The 26227-nt window shown below is 47.0% G+C and carries 23 protein-coding genes and 1 riboswitch; of the genes, 7 read left to right on the forward strand and 16 right to left on the reverse strand.

Annotated elements, in window-relative coordinates; translation table 11 throughout:
- The 4 genes from MHI21_RS20395 to MHI21_RS20410 form a co-directional block, all read right to left on the reverse strand.
- Entirely contained in the window at positions 1-747 is a 747-nt protein-coding gene (locus tag MHI21_RS20395; protein ID WP_342418812.1) for an ABC transporter ATP-binding protein, read from the reverse strand.
- An 18-nt stretch (positions 748-765) separates the two neighbouring features.
- Positions 766-2157, reverse strand: coding sequence for a DEAD/DEAH box helicase (locus tag MHI21_RS20400; RefSeq protein ID WP_342418813.1), 1392 nt, complete (start codon positions 2155-2157; stop codon positions 766-768).
- 122 nt (positions 2158-2279) lie between these two features.
- The gene (locus MHI21_RS20405; RefSeq protein ID WP_342418814.1) at positions 2280-3059 is read right to left on the reverse strand and encodes an SDR family oxidoreductase; all 780 of its coding nucleotides are present in this window, start codon (positions 3057-3059) and stop codon (positions 2280-2282) included.
- Between the two features lie 39 nt (positions 3060-3098).
- Entirely contained in the window at positions 3099-3557 is a 459-nt protein-coding gene (locus tag MHI21_RS20410; RefSeq protein ID WP_061830098.1) for a chemotaxis protein CheX, read from the reverse strand.
- Positions 3558-3985: 428 nt separating this feature from the next.
- On the opposite strand from MHI21_RS20410, the gene MHI21_RS20415 reads away from it, so the two are divergent.
- The 4 genes from MHI21_RS20415 (at position 3986) to MHI21_RS20430 (ending at position 7600) form a co-directional block, all read left to right on the forward strand.
- Positions 3986-4888, forward strand: coding sequence for a LysR family transcriptional regulator (locus tag MHI21_RS20415; RefSeq protein ID WP_023990132.1), 903 nt, complete (start codon positions 3986-3988; stop codon positions 4886-4888).
- A 60-nt stretch (positions 4889-4948) separates the two neighbouring features.
- A complete protein-coding gene (locus MHI21_RS20420; RefSeq protein ID WP_209949719.1) occupies positions 4949-5758 on the forward strand; it encodes a histidinol-phosphatase in 810 nt (269 codons plus the stop codon).
- 154 nt (positions 5759-5912) lie between these two features.
- The gene (locus MHI21_RS20425; protein ID WP_307353305.1) at positions 5913-6653 is read left to right on the forward strand and encodes a GTP pyrophosphokinase family protein; all 741 of its coding nucleotides are present in this window, start codon (positions 5913-5915) and stop codon (positions 6651-6653) included.
- 374 nt (positions 6654-7027) lie between these two features.
- On the forward strand, positions 7028-7600 hold the full coding sequence (locus tag MHI21_RS20430; RefSeq protein ID WP_209940361.1) for a TetR/AcrR family transcriptional regulator: 573 nt from the start codon (positions 7028-7030) through the stop codon (positions 7598-7600).
- Positions 7601-7704: 104 nt separating this feature from the next.
- On the opposite strand, the gene MHI21_RS20435 is transcribed toward MHI21_RS20430, so the two are convergent.
- Entirely contained in the window at positions 7705-9957 is a 2253-nt protein-coding gene (locus MHI21_RS20435; protein ID WP_342418815.1) for a CDC48 family AAA ATPase, read from the reverse strand.
- Positions 9958-9996: 39 nt separating this feature from the next.
- Positions 9997-10746: a hypothetical protein gene (locus MHI21_RS20440; protein ID WP_209940363.1), complete on the reverse strand. Its 750-nt coding sequence runs from the start codon at positions 10744-10746 to the stop codon at positions 9997-9999.
- Positions 10747-11064: 318 nt separating this feature from the next.
- On the opposite strand from MHI21_RS20440, the gene MHI21_RS20445 reads away from it, so the two are divergent.
- On the forward strand, positions 11065-11289 hold the full coding sequence (locus tag MHI21_RS20445; protein ID WP_342418816.1) for a hypothetical protein: 225 nt from the start codon (positions 11065-11067) through the stop codon (positions 11287-11289).
- 178 nt (positions 11290-11467) lie between these two features.
- Here MHI21_RS20445 and MHI21_RS20450 read toward each other — a convergent pair whose 3' ends face one another.
- From MHI21_RS20450 to MHI21_RS20480, 7 genes are all read right to left on the reverse strand, one after another.
- Entirely contained in the window at positions 11468-12076 is a 609-nt protein-coding gene (locus tag MHI21_RS20450; RefSeq protein ID WP_342418817.1) for a GNAT family N-acetyltransferase, read from the reverse strand.
- A gap of 51 nt (positions 12077-12127) precedes the next feature.
- Positions 12128-12868, reverse strand: coding sequence for a metallophosphoesterase family protein (locus MHI21_RS20455; RefSeq protein ID WP_342418818.1), 741 nt, complete (start codon positions 12866-12868; stop codon positions 12128-12130).
- Between the two features lie 105 nt (positions 12869-12973).
- Positions 12974-13918: a metallophosphoesterase gene (locus tag MHI21_RS20460; RefSeq protein ID WP_342418819.1), complete on the reverse strand. Its 945-nt coding sequence runs from the start codon at positions 13916-13918 to the stop codon at positions 12974-12976.
- Positions 13919-13983: 65 nt separating this feature from the next.
- A complete protein-coding gene (locus MHI21_RS20465; RefSeq protein WP_342418820.1) occupies positions 13984-14793 on the reverse strand; it encodes an AAC(3) family N-acetyltransferase in 810 nt (269 codons plus the stop codon).
- 161 nt (positions 14794-14954) lie between these two features.
- Complete coding sequence (gene sdhB, locus MHI21_RS20470) at positions 14955-15722, reverse strand: succinate dehydrogenase iron-sulfur subunit (RefSeq protein WP_013311795.1); 768 nt, start codon at positions 15720-15722, stop codon at positions 14955-14957.
- Positions 15723-15741: 19 nt separating this feature from the next.
- Positions 15742-17487: a succinate dehydrogenase flavoprotein subunit gene (gene sdhA, locus MHI21_RS20475; RefSeq protein WP_061830109.1), complete on the reverse strand. Its 1746-nt coding sequence runs from the start codon at positions 17485-17487 to the stop codon at positions 15742-15744.
- Positions 17488-17580: 93 nt separating this feature from the next.
- Entirely contained in the window at positions 17581-18255 is a 675-nt protein-coding gene (locus MHI21_RS20480) for a succinate dehydrogenase cytochrome b558 subunit (protein WP_061830110.1), read from the reverse strand.
- Positions 18256-18481: 226 nt separating this feature from the next.
- Between MHI21_RS20480 and MHI21_RS20485 the strand changes: the two genes are divergently transcribed.
- Entirely contained in the window at positions 18482-19387 is a 906-nt protein-coding gene (locus MHI21_RS20485) for a LysR family transcriptional regulator (protein WP_028541456.1), read from the forward strand.
- A 5-nt stretch (positions 19388-19392) separates the two neighbouring features.
- On the opposite strand, the gene MHI21_RS20490 is transcribed toward MHI21_RS20485, so the two are convergent.
- Together MHI21_RS20490 and MHI21_RS20495 are read right to left on the reverse strand one after the other, a co-directional pair.
- On the reverse strand, positions 19393-20070 hold the full coding sequence (locus MHI21_RS20490) for a TrkA family potassium uptake protein (RefSeq protein WP_028541455.1): 678 nt from the start codon (positions 20068-20070) through the stop codon (positions 19393-19395).
- A gap of 192 nt (positions 20071-20262) precedes the next feature.
- Entirely contained in the window at positions 20263-21603 is a 1341-nt protein-coding gene (locus MHI21_RS20495) for a TrkH family potassium uptake protein (RefSeq protein ID WP_209949713.1), read from the reverse strand.
- A 410-nt stretch (positions 21604-22013) separates the two neighbouring features.
- A riboswitch (cyclic di-AMP (ydaO/yuaA leader) is annotated at positions 22014-22166 on the reverse strand.
- Between the two features lie 261 nt (positions 22167-22427).
- Here MHI21_RS20495 and MHI21_RS20500 point away from each other — a divergent pair.
- Positions 22428-24158: a type II CAAX endopeptidase family protein gene (locus MHI21_RS20500; protein WP_342418821.1), complete on the forward strand. Its 1731-nt coding sequence runs from the start codon at positions 22428-22430 to the stop codon at positions 24156-24158.
- On the opposite strand, the gene uvrC is transcribed toward MHI21_RS20500, so the two are convergent.
- Complete coding sequence (uvrC, locus tag MHI21_RS20505) at positions 24127-26208, reverse strand: excinuclease ABC subunit UvrC (protein WP_165179094.1); 2082 nt, start codon at positions 26206-26208, stop codon at positions 24127-24129. The genes MHI21_RS20500 and uvrC overlap by 32 nt on opposite strands.
- Between the last annotated feature and the right edge of the window lie 19 nt (positions 26209-26227).

Raw genomic sequence — 26227 nt, forward strand, 5'->3', positions numbered from 1 at the left:
TCATTCCCTGCCCTGTACCAGCTCATAAAATGCATCTTCCAGCGGCATGCCCGGCTTACCCGCCTGTGCTGTCACTTCGTCCAGCGTACCCTGTGCAATGATGGCACCCTGATGAAGTACAATGAAACGATCACAATAATTTTCAATCGTGGACAAAATATGAGAACTGAGCAGAATGGACGAACCTGAACGCTTCATCTCTAACATAAAGTCAAGCAGGGAACGAATACCCAGCGGGTCCAAACCCAAAAAAGGTTCATCTATGACATACAACGGCGGTCCCGCTAAAAATGCGCACATAATCATCACTTTCTGGCGCATCCCTTTAGACAGATGCATCGACATACTCCCACTTTTATCCCGCATACGGAACAAGTCCAGCATTTGATCACTGCGCGAGCGGAAATCTGCTTCGCTAACTCCGTACGCTCTGGCCGTGAATTCCATATGCTCCATCACCGTCATTTCAGGATACAGCTCTGGAGATTCAGGTACAAAAGCAATGGCTCCCTGATATTCCTCGGGATTCTCATCCTGCTTATGCCCCTGCACACGAATTTCTCCGGCCTGCGGTGTCATCAGACCCAAAATATGCTTCATGGTTGTACTTTTCCCGGCCCCGTTCAGACCGATCAGTCCTACCATTTCGCCCGGTTTCACATCCAGCGAAATCTGATGCAGCACCGGGCGCTTGGCGCTATATCCGCCGGTCAGTCCGTTAATTTGCAACACAGGCTGTTGTTCCATGGCTCCCCCTCTTCTCCCTTACTCGTTCGGTTTTGATCCTTTTTCCTTCAGCCATCTTGGCGCACCCTTGTTTTTGCGATCACGCTCGCGCTGTGCTTTTCCTGCTTTGGACAAGGCTGCTCCTTTGCTCTTGCTTGGAGCTGAACCGTTCGCGGAATTCCTGCCAGGACGTCCGTTTTCGTTGCGGACAGGTGCCTTACGGTTTTCTGTCAGTGCTCCGTCAGATGTGGATCTGCCCTCGGATGGTCTTACAGGTGCACGCTTGGCATCCGCCGGACGCGGCACGACTACTCGACCTCCGTGCAACGCACGCTCTGCGATGTCAATGCCCAGTTCACGGGAGAACTTACGCATGATGAACGTTTCACGGTCGGTGACAACCGATGCCACCAATCCTTTGCGTCCCATCCGTCCTGTCCGTCCTGCACGGTGAACATAAGCTTGACTATCCGTAGCCGGGTCAAAATGAATGACCATTTCAAGTCCCTCAATATCCAGACCACGAGCTGCCACATCCGAAGCGACCAGCACTTTGAGCTTGTCCTCGCGGAATTTGGCCAACACGTTGCTACGCGTAACTTTATCCGCATCTCCATACAAGGACGCCGTAGTCAGCCCCATATGCTTGAGCTTGGCTTCAATTTCCCCGATGGCATTGGTTGTATTCACGAACACCAGCGCTTTTCTCGGATTAAAATGACGCACCAGACGGCGCAGCATATCCACCTTATCCCGTTCTTCAGATACAAAGTAATAGTGTTCCAGTCCACTGGCCGTCTTCTGGTCGGGATCAATCCCAATTTCTACGTATTCACGCATCTCCCGTTTCGCCAGCGACTGAATCTCATCGTTCAGCGTTGCGGACAGGAATACCAATTGACGATCACGTTGGGCGGTGCCCAATATGTTGGTTACATCGCCTGCTCCGCCGAGCTGGAACATCTGATCCACCTCATCGATGACAATGGCTGTAATATTGTGCATTTTCAACTTTTTCGAAGCGATGAGTTCCCGTACACGTCCTGGTGTGCCCACGGCAAGCTGTGGATGATCCTTGAGCTTTTCGATTTGACGTTTAATAGCCGCCCCACCAATCAGACCGAGTACACGGATTCCACGATGCTCTCCGTAGCGCTGACCCTCACGTACAATTTGCATGGCCAGTTCCTGGCTTGGAGCTAGTATCAGCTTTTGCGTAGCCTTTTTCTGTGGATCAATCGCTTGCAACAGCGGCAACAAATAAGCCAGTGTCTTGCCTGTGCCAGTTTGTGAGCGCGCCAATACATGCTTTCCCTTCATTATTTCCGGTATAGCCTCTGCCTGAACTGGCGAAGGCTGTGTAATTTCATGCTCAGTCAGTTTGTCCAACAGATCTTGTTCAACGCCGAGCGATTCAAAATTCAATGTCATGAAAAGGTCCAACCCCTATACGTAAATTCGTTACTCTCCATTATATGCGAAAATAGCCCTGTTACCAAATCACAAAAATAAAAGATGTCCCTCACCATAGCTAATGGCTTACGGGACATCTTTTATTTCTTATTCATCATACCATGCCCCAGCCTGTCGGTCAGTCTGGGAGCTAACTGATACAGCTTGAGAAAAGGAGATACCCACCGTGGCAGATTAACCTCCTCCTTGCCAAGCTCCATCGCTCTTACGATATGCCGTGCTACCTTATCTGGTTGTAGCATAAACCAGCTTACATTTCGAACATATCCTCCTGAAGGATCTGCCAGTTCAAAAAACGGTGTGTCGATCGGCCCGGGGTTAATCGTCGTTACAGTCACTCCACTCCCGCGCAGCTCTTGCCGGAGCGCATTGCTGAAACCGAGCAACGCATGCTTCGTCGCCGTGTAAGAAGACGATTTGGCTGTCCCGATTTTCCCAGCCATTGATGCTACATTGACAATCTGTCCATGGCCCCGCTCTGTCATTTGCGGCAGAAACGCCTTGATGCAGCGAACAACACCCATGTAGTTCACGTCCATCATTTGTTCAAATTCCGTCAGGTCGGTTTCATTAAAATACTCAAACTTTCCGTAGCCCGCATTGTTAAGCAATATATCGACCCGTCCGTACTGTTCCAATACTCGGGCAGCAACAGCCTCTACCTGCTCCTGGCGGGTGACGTCCAGTTGGATAAGCTCATGTCTGCCGCTGATTCCCGCAGATACTTGCTTCAGTCGCTCCTGTGAGCGTGCTGTTAAAATAGGAATCGCGCCCTTTTCGCTTAACAACTGAGCGCAAAGGGCGCCAATCCCACTAGATGCACCTGTAATCACAACTATCTTGTCCTGTAGTATACTCACGGTCATCCCTCCGCATTAAAGAAACTTGCTCCTTTAATATTAAGAGATCATCACCTGAATATCCAGCTCACCAATTCCTTCCACCGTAAGCGGAATATAAAGGGCACGCTGAGGCACAAAAGTGGTCAAGTTTTCTGATTTCATGACCTGCGGAGGCGTAATATCCACGACAATTCCCTGACTGGACAAAATCGTACTGGCATTACCACTAATCATATTGCCCAATTCTGAAATTGCGCTTTTTCCCATCTCATCAATTTCAGTCAACACAAATCCGCCCATCATCGCTGATACCATACGTAGCGCCACCTGTTCATTCAGGCCGAACACAATATTTCCGCTAAGCTGTCCGGTCATCCCGATCATAATCCAGATGTGGTCGTCCACCAGCTCGACATTTTTCACACCAAGATTTCCGGGTGAAGGAGATACTTGGATCAATTGTTCAATGACCCGTCGCGCCGACTCCAAAAAAGGATTTATCACTTCTGCCTTCACGATCAAAGCGCCCCTTTACGATGGGCTTTTAGACACACAACAAAAGTCCCATTTAAATTAGAATTTTTTAATTAAATATTACTGTAAAACGAATCGATCCTCAATAAAATGCTCTCTATATCACTTATCGACAGCTACCCGGTAATTTTTTATAGCTAAACCACAAAAAATGTGAATAATGTCCTATATCTTTCTTCTTACCGGTTTTAGATTGATTATTTTTGAAGGATATCAGGACTTTAGTCTTTATTTCCCAATATACCACACTTTAAGGTGCTCTGCTTCGATTCATTGCCCTTCCTGCTCGAATAACCTATAATTTAATGAAATAAAGCATAACGACGGTTTTACATATGAACCTATGGATTGGCTAAAAATATTCATTCTATACAGCTGCGACAAGATTAAGAAAAGAGAGGAGGAACTTCATGAACATCAGTCAACTTGAAACACTTATCATGATTTCCAAAACGATGAGCTTCCGCAAAGCCGGAGAACTTCTCAATTTGACGCAGCCGGCGGTGTCCGCCCAAATTAAAAGTCTAGAGGATGAGTTCAAAACCATTCTGATTGACCGCAACCAGCCTGTCACCCTGACCGACCGGGGAGCTGTTTTTTTGGAACACGCCGAGCGCATATTGGAGGTTGTTGAGGAATTAAGACAAAAATTGTACGATCTAAACGAAACACCACAGGGTCACATTGCGCTGGGTACCACAACATCCATCGCTATTCAAATTTTACCGCGCGTGCTTTCCTACTTTCAGGATCAGTTCCCTCTTATCAAAACCTCCATTCAATCCATGGCTTCCTCCATGATTTATCAGCAGGTGGAGAACGGACTTATTGATGTTGGCATCGGCTATCTGATCGAACGTAATCCTAATTTAAGCACTTCGGTTCTGTATTACGATTCCTTTGAGCTAGTCGTGTCTCCTACTCATCCGCTGGCTTCACAACCACATGCTACCATTGAAGCCCTTCGGGAAATTCCGCTGATTCTGCTCTCTCCCGATACGGTGGGACGAAAATTCGTGGATGATGTATTTAAAAAGCACCAAATCGTGCCTCATGTCGTGATCGAGTTGTCCAGCAGTGAGGAAGTCAAACGGATGGTCGAAATTAATCTCGGTGCTGCCATTATTTCCAGACTATCGGTCACTTCTGAACTGCGTGCAGGCACATTAAAAATGATCCATATTCCCGAGCTGGAAGTTAGTCATCCTGTAGGAGTGATTTATAAATCCGGCCGATATCTAAACTCAGCCATGCAGCAATTTTTAAGTGATCTGAAGGGGATGCCGGAGACGAATTTTACCAGTTCTGAATAACGTAATTCACTATGAACACCATACGAAATATAAACCCTGATTACGAAAGGAAGACAGGCTATGAAATTTGATCTGCACACCCATCATTTCCGCTGCGGTCATGCAGACGGAAACATTCGAGATTACATTGAAGCAGGCATTCAGTCGGGCTTACAAGCGATTGGTATTTCGGACCATTCCCCTTTCTTGGGCAGCGAACAAGATCAGGCTTTTCCTAAAATTTATATGGCTAAGTCACAGCTTGCTGAATACGTAGAAGAGGTACAACAGCTTAAAAAGGAATACGAAGGCCGTATTGACGTGCTCCTCGGTTTGGAAACGGATTATTTTCCTGATTTTGCTGAATTATATCGTTCCACTCTGGCTCCTTATCCATTTGATTACCTCATTGGGTCGATTCACAATGTCGAAGGGGACAGCATTTTTAACCGTAACCGTTGGAACAAATTAAGCGATGCTCGTAAAATCGAGGTCAAACAAGCCTACTATGCGCTCATTCAGGAATCTGCGCGAAGCGGCATGTTTCAGATTTTAGGCCATATTGACGCAATGAAGGGGAACTTCCCTGCCTTTTCAGACATTCCTGCTGATGCAGCCATTGATGAAACCTTGCGGGTAATTGCGGAATCCAATGTGGCGATTGAAATTAACACTTCGGGTAAAACCAAGCTAAGTGGCGGATGGTACCCGTCTGCTTCTATTTTAGAGAGAGCGCACCATTTTGGTGTGGAGGTTACTTTTGGTTCGGATGCTCATAAGCCTTCGCGTGTAGGCGATGACTGGGAAGAGGTAAAGGCAATGCTGAAGGATATCGGCTTCCGCGAATGGGTTTATTTTAAAGAAAAACGTAAAATTCCTGTGGCGCTTTAAAATTCAAGGCGGGGATTGCCGCTCCGCAAATCATTTGACCATACGAACGCTGCTGCAATGGGATTGTTGGGAATTTTAAATTATAAGGTAATATCCCATTGCAAAGGCGAACGCTTAGCAAGATTATGACATCTATGTATGAGGAGAATTACATATGCACTTGGAAGATCCTATGGACAAGCTCAAAAAGCTAAAGCATGACATTACGCGATTTATGCTCATCTATAAGTTTGCGCTCGACGAAATGGAAACCAAGATTGAAATATTAAAGCAGGAATTTCAAGCACTGCACGATTACAGCCCTATTGAGCATACCAAATCACGCCTTAAATCTCCTGAGAGCATCATGAATAAAATGATCCGTAAAAATAGCGAGTTATCGCTGGATGCTATCAAGGATCATATCAAGGATATCGCCGGTTTGCGTATTACTTGCTCTTTTATTTCTGACATTTATGATGTCAGTAACATGCTTCAGAGACAAAGTGACTTGAAGGTACTGGAAATTAAGGATTACATCAAGAATCCCAAGCCGAACGGTTACCAGAGCCTGCATTTACTGGTTCAAGTTCCTGTATTCATGTCGGATTGTGAGGAGCTAGTCTGCGTAGAGGTGCAAATTCGAACCATTGCGATGGATTTCTGGGCCAGCCTGGAGCATAAAATCTTTTATAAGTACAACCAGTCCGTTCCCGAAAGTCTGACACGTGAATTAAAGAACGCAGCGGATTCCGCTAATGCGCTCGATCTTCAAATGGAGCGGCTGCATCGTGAAATTAAGGAGATTAAAGACGCTAGAGGTGAAGAAGACTCCATAGAGGAGCTCCGGAAGATTACGATTAATAATCAGCAAATTACGGTGCCGGCCAATTTCCTGAAGCTTCTAGGGGAATAAATGGATAGGCTTCGACGGTGATCCACCGCTATGCGAATGATTTGATCTTACAATCGCTGTTGCAACGGGATTCTCTGGATTATATAAGCCCTTTAAAGGGTAGAATCCCATTGCAAAGGCGAACGCTCACGCTTCTCCAGATTCAAATCCTCCGCACCGCTGCCAACCCGCCTCTTAGCTCTCTAAAGCATATTCCACACCTCTGTAAAATGGATTCTCAATAAGCATCTGTAGGCTGATCCAACCGCCTTTAAGTTGCTTTAGAAACAGTTTAACTTCTTGTCGGTTGCCGCTGTGGATAATTGACAGGGTTAGAATAAAATTTTATACTTTTCTTGCACGGACGACCGAATTCAAATGAAGGGGATTTCTACATGACTGAGGGAGGAAATGGTACATCTGATAAAATACTCGCTGCTGCATTTAAATGTATATCTGCCAAAGGTTATGCTAACGTTTCCATGCGTGATATAGCTGAAGAAGCAGGCGTAGTATTAAGTCAATTAAATTATTACTTCAATAATAAAGAAGGATTATTCAAGGAGCTTCTTAAATCTGTAAAGCAAGAATATTTGAATAATATCGAAAATAAATTACAGAACATAGACACGACTTCAGAAAAGGTATCCTTTTTGGTTGAGTACTGCCAGGAATTGATCAAGGAAAACACGGATCTATACCGTTTGCTACTAGATTTCTTTAATATGGCCATGTGGTCCACATCATTTAACAAAGAGTTAAGCGCCTTTTTTAAGGAAGTTTCGGATGTGATTGGAAAGTACATTGCCAGTGATTATTCGATCAATGAGAATGTACAAGCTTCTCCCAAATTAATCACTCGAATGGTTATTGGCTCGATATTCGGCATTGCCATTCAATATATATTAGACCCGGATGACGAGAAGGTTTTAGATGGCTTGAATATTATTCATGCCGTCATTAAATAACTTTTTACAGAAAGCGTTAAGCCAAATGAGGCCATGTTACGTTCCATTGCAGGGACGAAAGCATGGCCTTTTGGATTGGAGCATATTGACTTTTAAACGTTGGCTTATTCTAAAATCGTCTTGCTGACGAACTTGCCTAAGCCCCTAAGGGCAGTATCAAAATGACGTTGCTCAATATGAAAACGTGAGAACCGTTTTTCGGGATACTGCTCAATAGATTCCTTAATCGCAAGCATAGCTGACCGTTGACAAAGCGCCTCCAGATCAGCCCCTGTCATTCCCTCGGTTACTTTGGCAAGACTGGCAAACGAAACATCCTCCCCCAGTGCCCGCCCTTGGCAACGTACCTGAAGAATAGACAACCGTGTATCATAATCAGGAATAGGTAGTTCAACAATAAAGTCAAAGCGTCCAGGTCTGAGCAAGGCCTTATCTAATAGATCCGGACGGTTGGTGGCTGCAAGTATTAACACCCCCTGCAAGTCCTCTATATTGTCCATTTCCAAAAGAAATTGGCCGACCATACGCTCACTCACCTGTGAACCTCCATCCCCTTTACCACGTGCGGGAACGATAGCATCAATTTCGTCGAAGAAAATGATCGAAGGTGCAGACTGACGGGCTTTTTTAAAAATCTCACGAATTCCTCGTTCCGATTCACCCACCCATTTAGAGAGCAGCTCAGGTCCCTTCACTGAAATAAAATTCACTTCACTCTCCGTCGCTACAGCTTTAGCCATCAATGTTTTGCCCGTCCCTGGAGCACCTGTGAGAAGAATACCTTTGGGGGGTCTTGTATGAGCATACTCAAAACGATCACTGTATTTCAAGGGCAGTTCCACCGCTTCGCGGAGAATATCCTTTACTTCCTCCAAACCACCAATGTCCTGCCATCTCACATCCACAACTTCGGTTGAAACCTGCCGGATCGTTGAAAGTTCAATCTCATTCAAAGCCATATCAAAGTGCTTCATGCTGACCTTAATATCGGCAAGTTGCTCACCTGAAAGCTGGGAGTGAATAAAATCAATGCGGGGCATAGCCTCACGAATGCACACCATAACAGCCTCGCGGCATAGTGCAGCAAGATCAGCACCCAGAAAACCATGCGTCATTGCGGCTACCCGTTCCATATGGACATCATCAGCCAACAGCATTTTCCGAGTGTGAATATTCAGGATCTCAAGCCGCCCTTCCTTGTCTGGAGAATTTATACCAATTTCCCGATCAAATCGACCCGGACGCCGCAGCGCAGGATCAACATTGTTAGGAAGATTAGTAGCCGCAATAACAATGATCCTACCACGCGATGTAAGGCCATCCATGAGGGCAAGAAGCTGGGCGACCACCCGTTTTTCCATATCACCGAGCACGGTATCCCGATTAGGAGCCAACGCATCAATTTCATCGAAAAAGATGATCGCTGCCGAATGCTCCTGCGCATCCTCGAAGATTCTCCGTAGCATTTGTTCCGACTCACCATAATGTTGCTGAATGATCTCAGGGCCGTTGACATGGATAAAATAAACGCCTGATTCTTGAGCAACCGTCCGGGCAATGAGCGTTTTGCCACACCCCGGAGGGCCATACAAAAGCAATCCTCTGGGGGGATCGACACCCAACTGCTCAAATAACTGAGGATAGCGCAATGGAAGCTCCACCATTTCCCGAACTCTGGAAACCTCCTTGCTAAGTCCACCTATATCCTCATAGGAAATCGTTGCCCCTTGCGCACGTAATTTAGTCCCACCTATGATGGATGTTACTGTTGAATCATTAAACACAACAACCCCCTCAGGAACCGTTTCTACAACTTTAAAATCAAATGAACGACCAAAAAGCTCCACACATATCCGTTCTCCCTTGAGTGTTGGCAATCCAGCGACTACACGCCGATACTTCCGAATATCCTCTCCACTTTCCTGCTTTTCTTTTTCACTTGGACGAATTTTTCTGATGAAGCGTGTGAAAAAGCCTCGGTCCTGATCCTCCTCTATAAAATAGGACTGGGTATGGGAGGATGGAATCAATGTAACGTTGCGAGCCGGTGTATGAGTTACCTTGGTAACATGTACCTGCTCACCGATATCCACTCCAACATTTTTCCGCAGAATACCGTCCATCTGAATCTCTCCTTCCCCGGCATCCAGCTCCGAGAGTTTGAGGAGAGCAACATTTTGACGCTTGCCTGTGACAACAACGATATCCCCATGGCTCAGACCCAAACGGACCATATCTGCCTGATTCATACGGACAATACCGTGCCCTTCATTTTTCGTGCGATCCTCTATAACACATAACATGTATGGTTTAACCGGCGTAACTTGGACGAATTCAGGCTCCATTTGTAGGTTCATATCATAACACCTTCACTCTATTAATTTCATAGCTGCCGCTTAGTCAAAATGCTGGTGGCTCACGGCTTGCCCAATGCCTGGCGCAGAGGTAACTTTAGCCCTCTTTAAATCCTTAGCCATATAGTAGCTGACTACAAATGTGAACAAACCATATGAAATAAAGGCAACGTGGTAAGACCAGTAACCATTGAGCGCAAATATGCCTTCTTTAAAATAGGGTAAAAAGGTGAGGGGCAGAAAGGAAACTCCAGTGAATATCGACAAGTAAGCAGTCCAGCGAGGCATAATAGCAGGTTTTTTCTTATCCAAAAATATAAACAAAGCAATAGCAAAGGATTGAATCGTCGTAATCATGTATGTCATATCGTAAGTATACCAACCTATAAAGTGAACAGCCTTAATCAGCTCTGGATCTGCTGTTCCCGCCATTTCAGCACACCAAACCCAAAGCACCGGGCCAAAGGAGAGCACCCAAGCAGTCAACAGCCCCCCCGTGAGATTCAACAACGACAAGATCGGTGTCTTCTCCCTTTTCCACATTTGTACCGTCAATTGACAGGACCAGGTGAGATAAAACATCCCAAAAAAAGTAGATAAGGATTGCCCTAATAAAATAGTATCGCGGTGCGGGAAATAAAAGTTTGCCACAAGCTCTGCTCCAGTAAACTTCGGATCTGGCGGCGGATAGTTATGTCCCAATATCACCCAGGTAAAACCATAGAAAATAACAAAAGCCGCTCCAGACCACGCACACCACGTTTGAATTCGGTTAACCATACGTTCGTTCACAGTTCTCTCTCCTCTCGGTATAACAGGTAAATCATTTTTGCTGTCCAACAATTAATTCGGACGTACGACCTAATATCAAAAATACAAGATCGTACTAAGGATGTCAATACTTAATCTTGAGTACATATTGAGCTGCTAAAACAACCTGTCTAAGTAACTCCTGCATCTTTATTCTCACTCTTCTTGGTTTTCAATCATATAACGTGCTGAAAGATCTGTTTGTCCAGTCGTAAAATTGGGTTATTATCGTTTCGTACCCTTTGGGATCATTATTTCGTCTACCTTAACAAAACTAATTCCTAGAGGAGTGATCAACGTATGAGAAAAATACTGGTGCTGGGTGAAACGGCTGCTGGAGGAATCCGAAAACTCCGTTACGATCCTCACACGAGGCCAAACAAGCGATCGTTCGGTGACTGTGTTCAACGGATCTGTACAGATCGTACCGATTCGCAAGCGCTGGCAGAGGGGTATTCGTTTCTTTCCCTACATGAATGGCTTCCAGAGCTGGTAGCCAGCTTGAACCGTTCCTATGAATCATAGAAATCGCCTGTAATCGTAGGTAGCTGCAATAGAAACACAAAAAAAGAGGACCCGAAGCTTCGGGTCCCAGCAACATATATTATTCAAAAGGGGGTCATGTCTGTATTGTACCCGTCCTGTGTTAGAGTTGTTTTGCAGTTATATTTCATCTTTGTAACAAAATATTCCACTGCCATTTCTATGCATAATCCCCTTGGTTCATCGAAAATACCAATACACTCGGCACCTCTCCTGAGGGATCATAAGCACCAATTGTACGCAGCAGGCGCATCTTATTTTTAATAAGTACGCGCATGGAAGCCTGATTATCCTCTTGGCAACGACTTTCGATCCGCTTGAGCTTCAAAGATCCGAAACCAAAATTCAGCATTTCTCCCACCACTTCTGTAGCCAGCCCCTGTCCCCAAAAAGGACGATCCAGAATATAGCCCAGCTGTGCCTCACCCGTTCTTTCATTCCATTGCTGAAAAGAGACGATACCGAGCAACGGTGAGGAGGTAAGCTCATTGGATTCACCAAGTAGATTGCTTTCTCCTGTATTTCTCTGATGCCATTCCACCGCAAAATGCAGGGAATCTAGTGAATCAGCAGATATTTTAATTTGCGCAACCAGACCCCGCATTCGTGTATTGACTGGTTTGCGAATTCGATTCACATATTGGATCACCAATGGATCGGATAGAATCCGTTCCAGCGCGGGATAATCCTCCGTTCTTAGCTGGCGCAATCGGACTCGGCGGGCGTAAAGCTCCGGTAGCCCAAGACGAAGCATTTCTCTGGTCAGCACAATGTTCCCCCCTGCGGATGGATTGGCTTTTAGAAATGAATGTTTCCATACTTAATCCAGGTCCTGAATCCCGCGGTAAATTCCTGTGCGCAGCTCTCGAATATAATACGGCAAAGAAGGCACAGCAGCTTCCTCCGCTTGTTCTACCGCCAGTTCTATATCATAAGGTACACGTACAAAATGAATGGAGAAGGACGTAGGCTGCTCCTCTCCCATCTCGCCCTCTAAAATGCAGTAGGAAGCCTGCGTAACATCCAACGGATTCCCGACACTGCCGACGTTAAAAAGGGTTTTTCCCTGAAAATGCTGGATAAAAGCATTGTGCACATCACCATATCCCACAACATCTGGAGCAAAAGCAACTTTTCCATTTTCTTCTGCTAACGGATCGAACATGGCAAGCCGTTTTTCCGGCTCATCCCATGGCTGCACACGGTGATATACACTTTGCGGCGAGGCATGCACCAGACGGATACGGCGTCCGCTCATTCTGAAATCATGATGAAACGGTAACTGTGCCAAATACTGCACTCGTTCTGCCCCCAAGCGCTCGGCTTGCCAGCTAAAATTGAGATCATCCGTAATACTAACCAGCTCATCCCAATTCCCCCGCACGACCACTTCACAACGTTGACGGACAGCATCCAGAACCTCACACGGGCTAGGCCCTTTGCCGATCAGATCCCCCAAACAAAACACACGGCTAATGCCTCGGGAAGCAATATCCTCCAGCACCGCCTCACAGGCAGGCCAATTGCCATGAATATCTGAAATGACAGCAATACGATCCATCTGAACCTCACTCCTTTGTCCGAAACGACTACATCTCTACACTACATTCAAGCCATCTTTATGTAGTTCCAACATATATGATAAAGATGAAAAAAAGATCATGGCCTATTGGCCGGATTTTAGCGTAATGACACTAAGCTCCGGTCTGCACAGCACGCGAATCGGCAAATGTGTCATGCCAATGCCTCGGCTGACATACAGCGGCATTCTCTCTGTTCCCACATGAAATAATCCCTGGATGTACTTGCGTCCACCCGGAGGCGGCATTGGTGCTCCAATGACCGGCAAGCGTACCTGTCCTCCATGCGTATGCCCCGACAGTTGAAGATCAAAGGACATTTGCGCCGCTACATCTGCATAGTCCGGCTCATGCATCAGCAGCAGCTTGCACATCTCATCAGGTAGCCCGTGAATGGCACGCTGCGGATTGGGCTTGCCCATAATGTTATCCTCTAAACCGACCATGGCTACACGCTGTCCCGCAAGCTCTACAATCGCATGCTCGTTTCTCAGCAGCGTAAACCCGGTTTTCGGATACAATTCCTGAACTCCGGCTGGTAAGCCTCTATAATCATGATTGCCCAAAATAGCATATTTGCCAAGTGTGGCGTGCATCGAAGCCATAACTGGAACAGCAGCCTTCATGGATACTGCATAGTCATCTACAATATCGCCTGTAAAACAGAGCAAATCTGGCTTCAGACCTGCTATACGGTCCGCAAGCTCGCGCAGATCCTGCTCATCCATATGAAAACCCAAGTGCACATCACTGAAATGTACGACCCTGATTCCGTCAAAAGCAGACGGAAGACGAGGGAGAGTCAAGTTGAAGCGTGTAATTTCCAAATGATTAGGCTCCCATAAGGAAGCATATCCTCCAGCCAGAAGCGCTGTTCCGGCTGTGGCTAAAGCCGCCTTTTTCAAAAAATGACGGCGCGAAGGATTGGCTGGTTCATTTGAAATGGAACGCCGCGAAGAACCGGGAGGGATAGCGGCCCCCTGATGCGGGCCATCCTGACTCTCGCGGCGGGTGTGCGGCGTCTTCTCCATATGCGTTCCCCCTTGCGATCTATTCCTTGATCTCACTTTTTAGAAACTCTTACTGTCCAGAAGCTTTAGCGATGGGTGGACAACCACTGCTCCGCATAGTCTACCAAATCACGTTGCCTCGCGAAAAAACATGAAGCCTCTCCAATGTTCACTCGCGTAAAAGCTGAGGGACAGTCCCGTTCAAAATCAAGTCCCAGCTTCTCAAAGTCATCTGAGGTAATATTAAAATCCTGAAAAGATACCCACGCTTTTGCTCCATCCACCATCATAGGAGCTTGATGCATGATCACTTCTCGTCCATTATAGGCTGTTCGATATTCCGCCAAATGCAAGGACGTGTTGCTGTCATGTCCGCACCCCAACAGCAGCACATAGGCATCTGCCTCATACAGCTTTGCCAAGGGCGAATGCTCACCCAGCCCATAGTCGAGCTGATGATCTGTCAGTAATCCCAAAGCAGCAGGTCCACGTGCCGCCAGAGAAACATGCGGATGCCCGCTGCGCTTGGTTCCCGGCAGGCCACGGAACGTTTCTACAATGATGCCCATCCCCCCGGTCAGCGTCCAGGCCGGATCATAAGCGGGCATTTCCTCGCGTACCAATTCCCACCATGACTCGTCCAGAGGTGGGTTCATCCAAGTCGAGGGATCAGTCAAGTCATGAGACTGTGTCGGCATCACCAGCGTCCCTTCCGGGCCAACCGCTTCGGTTAGCGCGGCAAGAATGGCCGAGGCCCCGCCTGGAATAAAGCGTCCAAAGCTGCGCATCGACGAGTGAACAAGCAATGTCATGCCGCTCCGAACTCCCAGCTCCTTTAATCCCTTCATGACATCCGACCTAGTGACAGGTCGATTCGTTATCGGTTGCACAGTCACCTGTCCAGCCTCCTTTTCTCCAAAAACGATACACAATACCATAATTATACCATAACTGCTATCCGCGCTCCTTCCTCCATGTTACCCTCCATCTTTTCTGAGCGCAAAAAAACAGGCTTTCTCCAGTTTGAGAAAAAGCCTGTTTGGGCATAACCTATTTGCTATACAGTCAGCCAGCGCTTGAACATATGCTTGGTCGTTTCCTTATTCATTTCGGCAATAGAAGTTGTCAACGGAATGCCTTTCGGGCAAGAGCGTACGCAGTTTTGCGAGTTCCCGCATCCTTCCAGCCCATCGTCCGTCATCAACGCCTCCAGCCGCTCTTCCTGATTCATTTCCCCTGTCGGATGGCTGTTAAACAGGCGAACCTGAGATATCGCCGCTGGTCCGATGAACGTCGTCTTCTCGTTGACGTTCGGGCAAGCTTCCAGACAGACACCGCAGGTCATGCACTTGGACAGCTCATACGCCCACTGACGCTTTTTCTCTGCCATTCTAGGACCAGGGCCCAGATCGTAGGTACCGTCAATCGGAATCCACGCTTTGACCTTCTTGAGCGCATTAAACATCCGGCTGCGGTCGATGACCAAATCCCGAACTACCGGGAATGTGCTCATCGGCGCGATCGTAATCGGCTGCTCCAGCTTATCGACGAGTGCTGCACAGGCCTGACGCGGCTTGCCGTTAATCACCATGGAGCATGCTCCGCATACTTCCTCCAGGCAATTCGACTCCCAGCATACCGGAGCCGTCTCTTTACCGTGGCTGTCCACCGGGTTACGCTGAATTTCCATCAGCGCGCTAATCACATTCATCCCCGGACGATAAGCCAATTCGAATTCTTCCGTATAGGGACTGGCTTTAGGATCAGCTTGACGGGTCACAACGAACTTCACTGTTTTATTCGACTTCACTGCTTGCTCCGACATCTAAATACACTCCCTTCCGTTATTTGTTCTTGGAATAATCCCGAATACGCGGCTTGATCAGCGAAACATCCACCGCTTCATACGAGATTTGTGGTCCTTCCGGTGTCCAGTCCGCAATCGTTGTTTTCAGGAAATCCTCATCGTTGCGATCCGGGAAGTCTGGTTTGTAATGGGCCCCGCGGCTTTCGTTGCGTAATAGCGCACCTTTGGTCATCGCTTCAGCCAGTTCCATCATATTCCACAGTTGCCGTGTAAACGCCGCACCCGCATTGTTCCAGCGCGAAGCGTCATTGATGTTAATGTTAGAGTAACGCTCCTTCAGCTCCTTGATCTTGTGGATCGTAGCTTCCAGCTTGTCATTATAACGAACGACAGTCATGTTGTTCGTCATCCACTCGCCCAGCTCTTTATGAAGAACATAAGCATTTTCTTTTCCGTCCATATGCAAAATACGCTCATATTTCTCCGTCTGCTGATGAACTGCTGCATCAAATACGGAGGTAGCTATATCCTGTGCAGATTTTTTCAAGCCCTTGATGTATTCCACAGCCTTAGGTCCAGCCACCATCCCGCCGTAAATGGCTGACAGCAACGAGTTCGCACCCAAACGGTTCGCACCGTGATATTGGAATTCACACTCACCAGCCGCGAACAAGCCCGGTATATTCGTCATCTGATTGTAATCGACCCACATACCGCCCATTGAATAATGAACAGCCGGGAATATTTTCATCGGGATTTTGCGCGGATCGTCACCGACGAATTTTTCATAAATTTCAATAATGCCGCCCAGCTTTACATCCAGCTCTTTCGGGTCCTTGTGGGACAGATCGAGGTAGACCATGTTCTCGCCATTAATACCCAGTCCATCATCAACGCATACACTGAATATTTCACGTGTCGCAATATCACGAGGGACCAGATTTCCATAAGCCGGATACTTTTCTTCGAGGAAATACCATGGCTTACCGTCCTTATACGTCCAAATACGACCGCCTTCTCCCCTTGCCGACTCGGACATGAGACGCAGCTTGTCATCACCTGGTATAGCCGTCGGATGAATCTGGATAAACTCACCGTTCGCATAGCGTACGCCTTGCTGATACACTGCACCGGCAGCCGTGCCCGTATTAATGACGGAATTCGTGGTTTTACCGAAAATAATCCCGGGGCCACCAGACGCCAAAATAACTGCATCCGCCGCAAAAGTCTTCACTTCCATCGTACGCAAATCCTGCCCGCAAATCCCTCGACAGATGCCTTCATCATCCAGTACAGCCTGTAAAAACTCCCAGTTCTCGTACTTGGTTACCAAACCCGCAGATTCCCAGCGCCGTACCTGCTCATCGAGAGCGTACAGAAGCTGCTGTCCTGTCGTCGCACCGGCAAAGGCGGTCCGATGATGCTGGGTACCGCCGAAGCGGCGGAAGTCCAGCAGTCCTTCCGGTGTCCGGTTAAACATGACGCCCATGCGGTCCATGAGATGAATGATCCCCGGAGCCGCTTCGCACATCGCTTTTACCGGAGGCTGGTTGGCCAGAAAGTCCCCCCCATAGACTGAATCATCAAAGTGAATCCATGGTGAGTCTCCCTCACCCTTGGTATTAACCGCACCGTTGATGCCGCCTTGAGCACAAACGGAGTGGGACCTTTTGACCGGAACCAAAGAAAATAAATGAACGTGAACTCCCGCCTCTGCCGCCTTGATCGTAGCCATTAGACCTGCCAGACCGCCGCCCACGACAATAATGTTGGATGCTGCCATTTCTGCTCACTCCTTTTTTTCAGGATTTTAACCAAATCCCCTTTTACGTTTGAAAATAGAATCTCAACACGATGTATAATTGATATGAGTCGTTTATAGTAGCTGTTTAAAAGCGCCGCATTGCACCAAGGCAGTTGCCGTTTCCTGAAATTCCGCACTGCGGAATGCAAGCAGGGAAGCGATGAAGCCGATAGACACCACCACGAACAGGGTCATACAGATATAAGAAGATACTTTTTGCGCACGTGGTCCCACGGTAATCCCCCAACTAACCATAAATGCCCACAGTCCGTTAGCAAAGTGAAAGGATGCCGAAACGACACTGATTAAATACAAAATGAAATAAACCGGGTTCGTCACGATGCCATGCATGACTCCGCCTAGCTCCTCATGGGTTACATTACCCAGAGCCACCTGAAAGCGCGTGTCGTATACGTGCCAGATAATAAATACAAATGTAATGACGCCGGAAATACGCTGGAACAGAAAGCGCCAGTTACGTGAATAGCCGAATCTTTTGACATTCGGGTCAGCCTGATAAGCAATATACAAGCCATAAATTCCGTGGAACAGTAATGGCAAGTAGATGAATAACGTTTCTAGCACAATAACCAGTGGCAAACCATTCAGGAAGGCCACGCTGCGATTAAATCCTTCCTTGCCGCCCTCCACCGCTGTGAAGTTCGTCACCAAATGCTCAACAAAAAATAGAGCCAGCGGAATGACGCCAAGAAGCGAATGCAGCTTTCTGGAATAAAATCCTCTCATCTAGGTCATGCTCCCTTCTCCCGATAATAGCGTTTTCAATAGTAATATAACATATAAATTGACAGTTTCCGACAGGAAATGTCCAACAAGGTGTCCCTTATAAGGAAAAACAAAAGTGTGAACATCTTGTGTCGCTTTCATGTTACTCCTTTTCGGCTTATAATGGAATTGCAATATACGTATTAATTATTATGTCTTTTTTGCATATAGAGAGGAAGTGGATGATTTGTTTGAGGATTTGAACGCTTTTGCCGTCATTGTCGAGCAGTCCAGCCTGAATAAAGCCTCCAAACTGCTGAATCTGTCCCAACCTGCCCTGTCTCGCAAAATTGCCAAGCTGGAGGAAGAGCTGGGTGTGAATCTCTTTGATCGTCGGGGCAAACGGCTCGAAATTACGTCCACTGGCCGATTTGTTTATACATTCGCGCTAGAGCAACGGCAACGACAGCTTCGCTTTTTACAAAAGCTGTCCCAGCACAAAAATGAAGCCCAGAGTATGCTTACACTCGGCGCAAGCCTCACGACGCTCCAAACGACGCTGCCTACCCTCGTCGAAGCTTTCATGAGCAAGCATCCTCAAACCGAGCTGAAGCTGCTCACCGGTAAAACCCATGAAATCGTCGCCTTTGTACGTGACAAAAAAGCAGACGCCGGTATTGTCGGGTCTGCCATTCATGAAGCTGGACTGCGTTGCATTCCGCTATTTGATGATCATTTGGAGCTCGTCGTTCCCATCGGACATGAATTAACGGTCAAGACAGGAACAGCCTCGATGAAAGATCTGCAAGGATTGCCGATGATTATTTTCTCCAAAGGGACCTGGTACCGCAGTCTGACGGATGACTTGTTCCAGCGCAGCGGCATCATGCCGGATATCCGTATGGAAATCGACTCTTTCGAGGCGATTGTACGCCTGCTTCCAACCTGTAAGGCTTCAGCCTTGCTGCCCAAATCCTATTTGCGTAGCGAACTATTGCGGGATAATGGACTCACTGCATTGTACTTGCCCGATTTGAAGGAGACACGCCGAACGACCTCCCTCATTTACTCGGAGACGACCGATCTCGGTCCGACAGCACGACGCTGGATTAGCGAGACACGGGCTTCGTTTGCAGGCTACCGTATGGTGTAGAGGGTTTAATCCTCTTCATTAACATTAACAACCTCATCCTCAAAGCGACCGATATTGTCATTCGAACCGATGATGACCATAATATCGTCTGCTTTTAGCCGATCCATAGCCGTCGGTGCGATCAGGATACCGTTCGCTGTATGAAGCGCCACGACGCTACAACCAAAGCGAGTACGGGCATTTAGCTCTGCTAGCGTTTTGCCATTCAGACATGCAGGTACATTGAGTTCCACAATACTGTATTCCTTAGACAACTCCAAATAATCGAGCAAATTAGGCGTGACTAGCTGGTGAGCCACCCGGATACCCATATCCCGTTCTGGATAAATAATCCGGTCCACACCGAGCTTTTCTAACGCACGCCCGTGCAGCACAGATATGGCTTTGGCTACAACTTTTTTCACACCCAGCTCCTTCAGCAAAATGGCGGTGAGGATGCTTACCTGAATGTCATCACCAATAGCAACAATGCCACAATCGAAATTACGGATGCCCAGTGATCGCAACGAGTCTTCATCGGTAGCGTCCGCCACGACAGTATGTGTCAACATCTCACTCATACTGTCCACAACATCCTCATTCCGGTCAATGCCTAGCACCTCGCACCCCATATCCACCAATTGCAAAGCCAGGCTTGAGCCAAACCGCCCCAAGCCAATAACTACAAACTGCTGCGTTTTCATATCTACTCGAAAACTCCTTATCTGAATCAATTTCATAAATGGGGATTTTGCAAAAATCCCATAAGCGACTTCCAATGAAGAAGATATAGATCGAAATGGTTTAGTTCGTCTATATCTTGACTTCGGAGCGACTGGTATCGAATTTTGCAAAATCCTGAAATGATTAAACCAACGAAATGTATATGAAATGATTCATCCTATAATCATTTTGCCTTCCGGATGACGATATAATTCTTTACCCTTTTTCGGCCCCAGTGCATAAGCTAGCGTGAGTGGCCCCAGTCTACCTGCAAACATCGTCAGGGTAATCACCAGCTTACCTATGACTGTTAAATCAGGTGTAAGCCCCATCGACAGCCCCACCGTACCAAACGCAGACACCGTCTCAAACAAGATCATCAGAAAATGATGATCTTCGGTTGCCGACAAAATCATGGTCACCCCGATCACGAACAGCAACCCCAGCAGTGTAATGGTCAAAGCCTTGTAAATTCGTCCCTGCGCAAGTCGGTACTTGAACAGTACAATATCTTCCCGCCCCCGCAGCATCGAAATCACTGCTCCAATGAGCAGGGCGAATGTTGTGGTCTTAATCCCGCCTCCAGTGGAGCCAGGGGAAGCCCCAATAAACATGAGTATGATGATAAAAAACTGCGTAGCCTGCCGCAAGCCTGCGATGTCCAGCGTATTGGCACCTGCGGTACGGGGAGTAACGGACTGGAATAAAGATCCCAGTAGCTTACCACCCCAATCAAGCGAGCCAAGAGTCTTTGGATTCGTAAACTCAAATACAAAAATCACGAGCGTGCCGACTACAATCATAGCGCCCGTCATGCTGAGTACCACCTTGGTATGCAAGGACAGTCTCTTGCGCTTGCGATATTCTGCCAGGTCTGACATCACTACAAAACCAATGCCGCCAGAAATAATTAGAAACATTGCGGTAAAATTAACAATCGGATCATATACATAACCTGTCAAGCTGCGAAATTCACCGAATAAATCAAAACCAGCATTGTTAAACATGGAGATGGCATGCCAGATTCCAAAATAAATCGCCCTGCCTACAGGCATATCAAAGGACCAGCGAACCGAGAATATCGTAGCGCATACGCCTTCAATAACCAGTGAGTACAGTAATACCTTACGGATTAACCCGACAATTCCCTCTACAGAAGTCTGATTCATCGCTTCCTGCAAAATGAGACGCTCCCGCAAGGAAATCCGACGCTTGAACACCAGTGCAATCAAGGTAGCCATGGTCATAAAGCCAAGACCGCCGATCTGGATCAGCGCAACGACGACAACTTGACCAAAAGTGGTAAAAAAGAGCCCGGTATCCTTTACGACAAGCCCGGTTACACAGGTCGCAGAGGCGGCAGTAAACAAAGCGTCTATAAACGCAAGTGGCTTTCCTGTTGTATTGGAGATCGGCAGCATTAACAATAAACTACCTATAAGAATGATAATGGCAAAGCCCGCAACGAATATCTGCGGTGGAGAAAGCCGAAGCCAGCTTGCATTGGGATTCATCTATTCATCACTTCTCTCCTAATCCTTAAAACTATAAAAACAGTGATTTAATACGGTGTAAGCTCGCTACGCGTTCCATTTGATCTTCCGATCGTCGTTGCCCCTGAATTTTTTGATTTTTCCAAACCTTAAGTAACTATAATTAGCATTCCCTGAATACAGGAAGAATGCATGTCAAGCACTATTCGATCCCCCTGTGCTAATGGCGCGCAGTAGCGAAGGGGGCAGAATTGTTCTGAAGAAGCGAAGCGTTTGCCTTTATCTCCGGATTTTAACCATTAAAGGGGGTATACAATCAAAAAATCCGGGGATAACAGCAATCGGAAGAATAATCTGCACCCGCAGCGGTCTAACCAATCCAAACACTTTTATACGCACAAAAAAAGACACCGGAAAACCGAGTGCCTGACTTGGTTCCTGCTCATAGCCTACGAGGTTAGCTGACGGATTCGGGCAGCACAGTATGCCCTATTTACACTTCCGATCCAGCAGGATCGGCTGTAAAATTCACCCCAGTAACATGGTTCCCCCGTTTTCCCATAGAAATTCGGCTCAACTGTATATCATTACCTATGTATTTTATAGGCATTGCCTCAAGATTATAATCCTTCTATATCCAGATCACAAAACCGATTTCGCCGAAAAAACGTGAAATTGGCTTTATTTTGCGAATGGGCATCGTTTAATCGCAGCTTATCTAATTTTATTGGAACTTTAAAGTGCTTTCACTCTATTTTCATGAATATCGCTAGTCTGTTGGCGGGAACCTGTGCAGTATGATATCTTTAATGGATGTTCTTATTTACAGATTAAGGAGGAAACTCATGAATCCTATCGGGAAACCGGTCGTGCTCACGGCCAACTTCAAAAAATTAGGCTTGCTGGGCGGGATTGGCCTGATTTGCTTTTTTATCTTTCAATTGCTTATTCCCTCGCTTAGCAATCCGAGTCCAGAATCAGTAATGAACGCAAAGGTCATCAGCAAACAAGAAGCGGTCATACACGCATTGGACTTCGCCCGCTCCGAGCTGGGCTATACTGAATCACAGCCTGAGGAGCCCGTCGTGACCTATCAGGCCGAAACAGATTTGTACGGTTATTTATCTAGAGAAAAACTGCTTCAACAGTACGACCGTACATGGAAAAAACGTTACCCTTACGAAACCTTTCGGGTCGATCTGCCTGAATCCTCAGCGAAGAGTAAGCTGCAAATTCATGTGGATTTATCCACTGGCAAGGTCGTTAGCTTTAAACGAATCACCTCCAATACCAATTACACACAGGCTGATATTTCTACGGATGAACAAGCACGTAACAGGCTTGTACGTGTGGCTGAGGACGGCATGACCCTCGAAGCCAAGGAGCAGGCGGCCGCAGTATGGGTCAAGCGCTTTGGCTTTAAGCCGTCGGATTTGAAGCTTGCGACCACTGAACAAGAAGGCGGATTAAAGTATACCGTAGACGATAAAAAAATCGGCGCCTCGGTACTTACATTGGCTTTTACTTTTGAAGACGGTGATGTTCGCTCCTTCACTCAAAGCTTTTCGGCCCCGTCGTCCTATACCGATTATATCGAAAAGCAAACATTTTGGGCGAATTGGATGACCTATGCGGGTTATGCCCTATTTAGCTTTGTACTGGGTGTACTTGCCATTGTGTATGCGTCACTCACCCGACGACATACTTCATTTGTACGCGGCATTGTTCTATCCGTTGTATACTTTATTGCTAGTATAGCTGGGACCATGAACATGCTGCCTTTATTGCAAGCAGAAGCAGGCGGTAAGGGCATGCTTATATTTCTTATGGTTTTCCAGATTGGTGTTACCTTCGTCATGGCTGTAGCGCTCTACTTCTCCTTGGTCGGCGGTGACGGGCTTATGCGTCAGGTTGGACTGAATGCATGGCCACGTGCAAAAGAGCCGGGCTACGGGCTGTATGTGCTTCGCAGTATGTATGTTGGCTACTTGTGGGCCTTTATTTTACTCGGGGTACAATCCATTTTGTTCTTTATACTGGAGCGCACATTTAATACATTCTCCACCACAGATGCCACGCAATCCCCTTACAATATGGCTTATCCATGGCTACTGCCGATTATGGCCTGGATGGCAGGTATTGGAGAAGAGACTGTCTACCGTCTGTTTGGTATTCCGATGGTCAAAAAAATAGTGAAAAATACTTTTGTTGCGTGTCTGATCACCACGCTGATTTGGGCACTGGGACATACACTTTATCCAATCTATCCGGTGATTTCCAGACCTATTGAGCTGACTTTTCTTGGTTTGCTGTTCAGTTTTGTGTTCCTGCGTTACGGCTTTATTGCCGCCATGTTCAGCCACGTTATTTTTGACAGCATTTTAATGGGACTTAGTGTGATGAGCCTGGGAGACACTGTGAATGTGAGCGCTGGTCTATTCTGGATCTTACTTCCAGCCATCGTGGGTTACATCATTTATTGGTTTAGTCCTAAAAAGCCAAATCGAATTATGTTTGAACCTATAAAAAAAGAGGAGCCGTATTCTACGACTCCTCCTCCCGAAGGGCAGCTATAATCTGACGCGCAAGCTTATCCCCAATAGAGAGAGGCCGGAAGTCTTCGACACTGGCCTCTCTTATTTTTTTGAGCGATCCAAAATGCTTAAGCAGTAACTTACGCCGTTTCTCGCCGATGCCTGGAATAGAGTCCAGCCGGGAAGTTACCATAGATTTGCCGCGTTGCTCGCGGTGGAACGTGATGGCAAAACGGTGAACCTCGTCCTGAATCCGTTGCAGCAGATAAAATTCTTCGCTATTGCGTGCAAGTGTCACGGCCTCAGAGGACTCTCCCACTAATAGTTGGGAAGTTCTATGTTTGGCATCCTTCACCAGCCCACACACAGGAATGAACAAACCCAGCTCATTTTGCAATACATCGGTCGCCGCCTTAATTTGTCCACGTCCACCATCGACAACGATCAAGTCGGGACGTTCCAAATTTTCCTTAAGCACACGTTCATATCTACGTCGGATAACCTCACGCATTGTTTCATAATCATCGGGTCCCTGCACAGAACGGATTTTATATTTTCGATACTCCTTCTTGGCAGGCTTGCCATCAATAAACACGATCATGGCTGAGACTGGATCGGAACCCTGGATGTTGGAGTTATCAAACGCCTCCACCCGGTGCAAGCTATCCAGTCCAATGGCACGTCCGAGATTGCTTGCAGCTTTGGATGTCCGTTCCTCATCCCGCTCGATCAGCTTAAACTTCTCATCCAAAGCAACACGTGCATTTTCCGTCGCCATGCCTGTCATTTGCTTTTTCAGTCCACGCTGCGGTACAAGTACCTTTACATCCAACCATTCAGCCAGAGCGAGAGCCGCCGTACTCGGGTCCTCCAGTCCACCGGATAGTTGGGTTTCTGTTTCCTTTACTCCGGTATCTTGGTCACCAACTTGGTCTTGATTTGTTGCTGCATAAGTTGCCCGTTCTTCAGCCACCAGCAATGAGTCAGCAGAAGGCTCTGTCTCCGTTTGTATCGCTTTCTCATCTATCTGTCCGGTAGCATCGGTTGTAGCTGCACTGTGGAGTACAGTTTCTGCCGCAACCGGTTGATCGACATTGACCTGTTCTGCCTGCATCAGCCTAGGAGAATCTGGCAGCAATATTTCTTGCGGCACTGCCGGGTTGTCACTATAATATTGCGTCACATAGGACATAAAATCACTGTAAGCTTCACCGTAGAAAGGAAAAGTCGACATATGGCGCTCGATCATTTTACCTTTGCGGACATATAGGATTTGTACACACATCCAGCCCTTATCTACTGAAAAACCGAATACATCTCGATCCTTCGCATCCGATGTGGTGATTTTCTGCTTTTCCATCATCGCGTCGATGCTGATAATCTGATCTCGCAGCTCCTTGGCCCGCTCAAAGTACAATTCCTCTGCGGCCTCCTGCATTTTACGCTGAAGATCCTTTTTAATTTCCTCATGTCCCCCGCTTAAAAAGGAACCAATCTCCTGACCAATCTGGTCATACGTTTCCTTCTCGACCTCTTTCACACAAGGCCCCAAACATTGATGCATGTGATAATACAGACACACTTCCTTGGGCATCACACCACACTTGCGTAACGGATACATACGATCCAGCAGCTTCTTCGTCTGATGTGCCGCGTAGGAATTGGGGTACGGTCCAAAATATTTTGCTTTATCTTTCAGAACGCGACGGGTCACCTCCAGCTTGGGGTGTGCCTCGTTCGTAATTTTCAAATACGGAAAGGTTTTATCATCCTTCAATAGCACGTTATAACGAGGCTGGTACTTTTTAATGAGGTTGCACTCCAAAATGAGCGCCTCCATATTACTGCCTGTAACGATATATTCAAAATCACGGATATCGGAAACCAGTCGCTGCGTCTTGCCGTTATGGCTACCTGTAAAATAGGAACGGACCCGGTTTTTCAACACTTTGGCCTTGCCGACATAAATAATGGTGCCTTCGCTATTCTTCATCAGGTAACAGCCTGATGCATCCGGCAGTAACGCTAATTTGTGCCGTATGTTCTCCAGCGCCTTCTCCTGATTCTGCAAGTCCTCCGCATAAGGTTTCATTCGCCCGGTTCCTCCTTCC

Origin of the sequence: Paenibacillus sp. FSL H8-0168 (assembly GCF_038592955.1) — a bacterium.
Taxonomy (GTDB): Bacteria; Bacillota; Bacilli; order Paenibacillales; family Paenibacillaceae; genus Paenibacillus; species Paenibacillus polymyxa_B.

Excerpts from the sequence above, each read along its gene's own strand:
- MHI21_RS20500 (WP_342418821.1), top strand. The coding sequence starts at position 22,428 with ATGAATCCTATCGGGAAACCGGTCGTGCTCACGGCCAACTTCAAAAAA.
- MHI21_RS20490 (WP_028541455.1), bottom strand. The coding sequence starts at position 20,070 with ATGAAAACGCAGCAGTTTGTAGTTATTGGCTTGGGGCGGTTTGGCTCA.
- MHI21_RS20400 (WP_342418813.1), bottom strand. The coding sequence starts at position 2,157 with ATGACATTGAATTTTGAATCGCTCGGCGTTGAACAAGATCTGTTGGAC.
- MHI21_RS20435 (WP_342418815.1), bottom strand. The coding sequence starts at position 9,957 with ATGAACCTACAAATGGAGCCTGAATTCGTCCAAGTTACGCCGGTTAAA.
- sdhA (WP_061830109.1), bottom strand. The coding sequence starts at position 17,487 with ATGGCAGCATCCAACATTATTGTCGTGGGCGGCGGTCTGGCAGGTCTA.
- MHI21_RS20420 (WP_209949719.1), top strand. The coding sequence starts at position 4,949 with ATGAAATTTGATCTGCACACCCATCATTTCCGCTGCGGTCATGCAGAC.
- MHI21_RS20445 (WP_342418816.1), top strand. The coding sequence starts at position 11,065 with ATGAGAAAAATACTGGTGCTGGGTGAAACGGCTGCTGGAGGAATCCGA.
- MHI21_RS20430 (WP_209940361.1), top strand. The coding sequence starts at position 7,028 with ATGACTGAGGGAGGAAATGGTACATCTGATAAAATACTCGCTGCTGCA.
- sdhB (WP_013311795.1), bottom strand. The coding sequence starts at position 15,722 with ATGTCGGAGCAAGCAGTGAAGTCGAATAAAACAGTGAAGTTCGTTGTG.
- MHI21_RS20480 (WP_061830110.1), bottom strand. The coding sequence starts at position 18,255 with ATGAGAGGATTTTATTCCAGAAAGCTGCATTCGCTTCTTGGCGTCATT.
- MHI21_RS20495 (WP_209949713.1), bottom strand. The coding sequence starts at position 21,603 with ATGAATCCCAATGCAAGCTGGCTTCGGCTTTCTCCACCGCAGATATTC.
- uvrC (WP_165179094.1), bottom strand. The coding sequence starts at position 26,208 with ATGAAACCTTATGCGGAGGACTTGCAGAATCAGGAGAAGGCGCTGGAG.
- MHI21_RS20455 (WP_342418818.1), bottom strand. The coding sequence starts at position 12,868 with ATGGATCGTATTGCTGTCATTTCAGATATTCATGGCAATTGGCCTGCC.
- MHI21_RS20425 (WP_307353305.1), top strand. The coding sequence starts at position 5,913 with ATGCACTTGGAAGATCCTATGGACAAGCTCAAAAAGCTAAAGCATGAC.
- MHI21_RS20395 (WP_342418812.1), bottom strand. The coding sequence starts at position 747 with ATGGAACAACAGCCTGTGTTGCAAATTAACGGACTGACCGGCGGATAT.
- MHI21_RS20415 (WP_023990132.1), top strand. The coding sequence starts at position 3,986 with ATGAACATCAGTCAACTTGAAACACTTATCATGATTTCCAAAACGATG.
- MHI21_RS20460 (WP_342418819.1), bottom strand. The coding sequence starts at position 13,918 with ATGGAGAAGACGCCGCACACCCGCCGCGAGAGTCAGGATGGCCCGCAT.